This window comes from Mesorhizobium sp. (assembly GCF_004962925.1).
In the GTDB taxonomy this organism is placed as follows: domain Bacteria; phylum Pseudomonadota; class Alphaproteobacteria; order Rhizobiales; family Rhizobiaceae; genus Mesorhizobium.
Genome location: NZ_SUEO01000343.1, coordinates 1 through 4,067 on the forward strand (window position 1 = coordinate 1; position 4,067 = coordinate 4,067).

5 protein-coding genes are annotated in these 4,067 nt (G+C 62.6%); 4 read left to right on the forward strand and 1 reads right to left on the reverse strand.

Features of this window, described 5'->3' with window-relative positions; translation table 11 throughout:
* Window positions 1-71: 71 nt before the first annotated feature.
* Entirely contained in the window at window positions 72-701 is a 630-nt protein-coding gene (locus tag E5W87_RS34475; protein WP_292408133.1) for a hypothetical protein, read from the forward strand.
* 118 nt (window positions 702-819) lie between these two features.
* Complete coding sequence (locus tag E5W87_RS34480) at window positions 820-1,026, forward strand: hypothetical protein (protein WP_123149778.1); 207 nt, start codon at window positions 820-822, stop codon at window positions 1,024-1,026.
* Window positions 1,027-1,041: 15 nt separating this feature from the next.
* On the opposite strand, the gene E5W87_RS34485 is transcribed toward E5W87_RS34480, so the two are convergent.
* Window positions 1,042-1,548 carry an OsmC family protein gene (locus E5W87_RS34485; protein ID WP_292408137.1) on the reverse strand — a complete coding sequence of 169 codons (507 nt, stop codon included), beginning with the start codon at window positions 1,546-1,548 and terminating at the stop codon, window positions 1,042-1,044.
* A gap of 739 nt (window positions 1,549-2,287) precedes the next feature.
* Here E5W87_RS34485 and E5W87_RS34490 point away from each other — a divergent pair.
* Window positions 2,288-2,539, forward strand: coding sequence for an excalibur calcium-binding domain-containing protein (locus E5W87_RS34490; protein ID WP_292408144.1), 252 nt, complete (start codon window positions 2,288-2,290; stop codon window positions 2,537-2,539).
* A gap of 545 nt (window positions 2,540-3,084) precedes the next feature.
* Window positions 3,085-3,969, forward strand: a complete 885-nt coding sequence (locus E5W87_RS34495) for a DMT family transporter (RefSeq protein ID WP_292408140.1) — start codon at window positions 3,085-3,087, stop codon at window positions 3,967-3,969.
* Window positions 3,970-4,067: the final 98 nt, after the last annotated feature.

The window sequence follows — 4,067 nt, forward strand, 5'->3', positions numbered from 1 at the left end:
CCTGAACCGGCCGAAGCAGCTTGCCGCTTAGCGGTCAAGATTGTTCACGGTCGACAAAACGGAGGACCACCATGCGCAGACTGCTTCTCGTCACCGCCGCCGCATCGCTTGCAGCCGTCGGCGTCGCATCCTCACAGGATACGACAATGAGCTTCTTCGTCACCAGCGTCGGCTCGGGCAAGGGCGCCGATCTCGGCGGCCTGGCGGGCGCCGATGCCCATTGCGAGTCGCTGGCTGAAGCCGCCGGCGTGACCGGCAAGACATGGCGCGCCTATCTCTCGACCAGCGACACCAATGCGCGCGATCGCATCGGCAAGGGACCGTGGTTCAACGCCAAGGGCGACAAGATCGCCGACGATGTCGCTTCGCTGCACAGTGATGCCAACGCCATCACCAAGCAGACGGCGCTCGACGAAAAGGGCAACGTGGTCAACGGCCGCGGCGACAAGCCCAACCGGCATGACGTGCTGACCGGCTCCAAGCCCGACGGCACGAAAATCGCCGACCAGACCTGCGGCGACTGGACGCTCAGCGGGGCAGAAGGCGCGGCAATGACGGGCCATCACGATCGCACCGGTCTCGACGATTCGGCTGCCGCCAAATCGTGGAATTCCTCGCACGCTTCACGCGGCGGCTGCAGTCAGGAGGCGCTGAAGAGCACCGGCGGCGACGGCCTGTTCTACTGCTTTGCTGCGAACTGAGCTCTTCAAACAAACGTCAAACTTCACGCCGTGGCGAACCACCGCGCCAGCCGCGCTTTCGTCGACCGCGCGGAGTTGATAGGATCGCCCGAATCCCACAACAAACGAGGAATTTCCCATGGCGGCTCCGAGCGTAGCGTTGGTCTGGTATCTGGTGATTGCCGGCCCGCAAGGCGGCATGGTGGTGCTGCCCAGCACGTTCGACACCCGCGAACAGTGCACCTCCGCCGTCACCGAATATCAGAAGCAGCCGACGCCGGCCGGCTGGTCGGTGCAGTGCGTGCCGAGCGCCTCGCCCTTCGCCGACGAGGGCGAAAGTGAATAGCCGGCAGCGCGTGTTTCAGCCGCGCGCGCTCACCGTCAGATCCGGCTTGGCATTGATGGTCTGGAACACCACGCAGTAGCGTTCGGTCAGCTTGAGCAGCGTATCGAGGCGCTCCTGTGGCTCGTCGCTGTCGAGGCTAAAATTCAGCCGGATGGCGCGGAAGCCGACCGGCGCATCTCTTGCCACACCTAAAGTGCCGCGAAAATCGAGATCGCCTTCGGCCTCCACCGTTGCTGCGCCGAGCTTGAACTCCAGCGCCGTCGCCACCGCCTTCAGCGTTACGCCGGCGCAAGCGACCAGCGCCTCCAGCAGCATGTCGCCCGAGCACAGTTCGAGCCCCGAACCGCCGGTAGCCGGATGGAGACCGGCAACGGCCAGCGCCCGGCCCGTCTCCACCTTGCAGGCGATCGACTGGTCGTCGATCGAGCCTCTGGCCCTGAGCGTGACCAGCGCACTCGACGCGTCGTCGCGATAGGCCTCCTTGAGCGGCGCCTGCATGGCCTTCAGTCCGGTGGCGTCCATGTCCAACCCTTTCCACAGTCATCTTAGTCGCTGGGAACGATGCTCCGAGCAGAACCCGTGCGGCTCAAACTTTGATTTCGCGAAAATAGAAATAGCATTTGGATCAAGGCGACAAGCGGTCCAGGCATTGCTGCGTCGTTGGACCTAGATGCATGTCGCCCGAAATCCTGCCCTCGGGCTTGACCCGAAGGTGCGCAGCGGTTCTGGGAGAACGACATGTTAAAAAAACAAATGATTCCAGGACTCTGGGAAAGGCAACGATCAGCATTGATTGCATTGCGTTTTTTCGGCGCGGATTTCCGGAGGGATTTTGGAACACCTCGATTAACGACCGAGACCTCTGGAGGCCAGCGAGGTTGGTCGCAGGAATGCGAGGGTCGCCCAATCGGATGGTGAGGTTGCATTGACCTTTCTGAGTAAGGATAATGTAATATTATTACGTCTCCTGTATAGCAGGTATATATCGAGCCGAACGGTTCGATTGATGCCCCTGCCCGGACTCGACACATCAGATTCCGCGTCGATTAAATGGCAATTATATTTTTCGGAAAGCGCGAAAATCGATCGTTAGAATGCAACCCATCGCAGCAATCGGATATTCGGTGTCCTCAGTCAAAATAGTCCGATGACCGGTCGCATCTATCCTATCCCCAGAGCCGGGCGGAGCCCGGAGCGCGAACTTGCCGAACTCAATCGCCGGTTCGGTGCTGTCTCGCGCCGTGTCGGGCGGCAACGGGAGATGAGATGGTATCGACGGCACTGGCGGGTGCTTGTGGCCTCTATCGCGGTCGCCGGGTTCGCGGGTTGGTCTATCGCCGAGGTGGAGCCGAAGACGGCATGGGACGGCGCGCGTCATTTACTGGCGGCACCGAGTTGCGATGCAGCCCGCGCGGTCGGACTGGCCCCAGCGCGCCGAGGGCGACCGGGATACTGGTCGAAGCATGACGCCGACAATGACGGCATCGCCTGCGAACCGTGGCCGAGGAGATAGACGACATGACGCACGACGATAAGGACAACTGGAAACGAAAACGCGACGAACGTCTCGCGCCTCGGGACTGGCAATCGTGAACAGACGGACAAGGTCGATTGCATCCACTGCCGGCGACCATTCGCTCAGCATGCGTCCTGGGCGGAAGAGCTCATGAATCACCTCGTTGCTGTTGACCGCCCTTCTATCGGGGCTGACCCAGGGCCCGAGTCAACTGGGATGTTCGTGGCGTGCTCCGCAGGAGCCGGGCGAAACGGTGACACATCGATGAGATGAATCGACTTGCGCAGCTAAGCCCTGTTCAGCCGCATCGGCCGAACGGGATACCCGAACCGCCAGCCCTGCCCCAACGCTAGCTCGCCGCTGGCGCAGCGCCGGGCAGGGTTCCGCCCGTGTAGCGTAAGCCGTGCCCCTGATCTTTGCGGCCGGCCTGCTGATCATCGGCAATGAACATTTCCGCAAGCACTGTAGGATGCGCCAACCCCTGCTGACAGTACGGTGTCAGGACAAGGCAGCATAGTCTGGTGATGATGGGATCCCTAAGCATGCCAACCACCACCGAAACCGCCGCCGAGCGCACCCTCGGCATCATCCTGGTTTCGGCGTCGGCGGCCGTCTTCGGCCTCACCGGCGTGTTGACCAAGTCGATTCATGCCGACCCGCTGACCATCACCTGCTGGCGCGGCTTCGTCGGCTCGATCCTGATCACCCTCTATGTGCTGTGGCGGCGGCGCCGCTCCGGCAGGCGTGAAAGCTTGCGCCTCGGCTGGCGCGGCTGGATGCTGGCGGTGGAAGGAGCGCTCGCCAGCATCGCCTTCATCTCGGCGTTCAAATTCACCTTCGTCGCCAATGTCGCGATCATCTACGCCACCGCGCCCTTCGTCACCGCGCTGCTTGCCTTCCTACTGGTTCGTGAGCGCTTCCGCCTGCAGACGCTTGCTGCCGCCACCGTATCGCTGGGCGGTGTGGCGATCATGGTATGGTCCGGCTTCGGCACCGGTAATCTGTTCGGCGACGGGCTGGCGCTGCTGATGACGGTCGGCGCCGCGCTCTACATGATCATGGTACGCGCCTTCCGCGACACGCCTGTGGTGTGGGCCGGTGCGGTATCGGCATTCCTCCTGTTCGTTCTCGGCTGGTTCGTCACCGACCCGCTAGCCGTCTCGACCAGAGACGCAGTGCTGCTCGTCGCCTTCGGCGCGTCTTTCGCGCTGGCCTCGATCTTGTGGACGGAGGGCGCGCGGCTCATTCCAGCGGCCGAATCCGGCCTGCTGGGTTCGGCTGAAGTGCCGTTCGCGATCCTGTTCGCCTTCCTGTTCCTGGCCGAGATCCCGCCGGCCGCCAGTATGATCGGCGGCGCCATCGTGCTCTGCGCGGTGTTCGCCCATGCCGGGCGCGACTGGCAAGCGGCGAGGCAGCGCTCTGCCTGAGAAAGTCTGCCTCTGAAATAAATTTGCAAAGTCGTGGAACCATCATCGGGTTCAAGCATTGTTGGGCTTGACGGGCCACCCCCAAGTCCCCCCAAACC

Bases quoted from the DNA above. Each gene is read 5' to 3' on its own strand.
- E5W87_RS34495 (WP_292408140.1), top strand. From the start codon at position 3,085: ATGCCAACCACCACCGAAACCGCCGCCGAGCGCACCCTCGGCATCATC.
- E5W87_RS34485 (WP_292408137.1), bottom strand. From the start codon at position 1,548: ATGGACGCCACCGGACTGAAGGCCATGCAGGCGCCGCTCAAGGAGGCC.
- E5W87_RS34490 (WP_292408144.1), top strand. From the start codon at position 2,288: ATGAGATGGTATCGACGGCACTGGCGGGTGCTTGTGGCCTCTATCGCG.
- E5W87_RS34475 (WP_292408133.1), top strand. From the start codon at position 72: ATGCGCAGACTGCTTCTCGTCACCGCCGCCGCATCGCTTGCAGCCGTC.
- E5W87_RS34480 (WP_123149778.1), top strand. From the start codon at position 820: ATGGCGGCTCCGAGCGTAGCGTTGGTCTGGTATCTGGTGATTGCCGGC.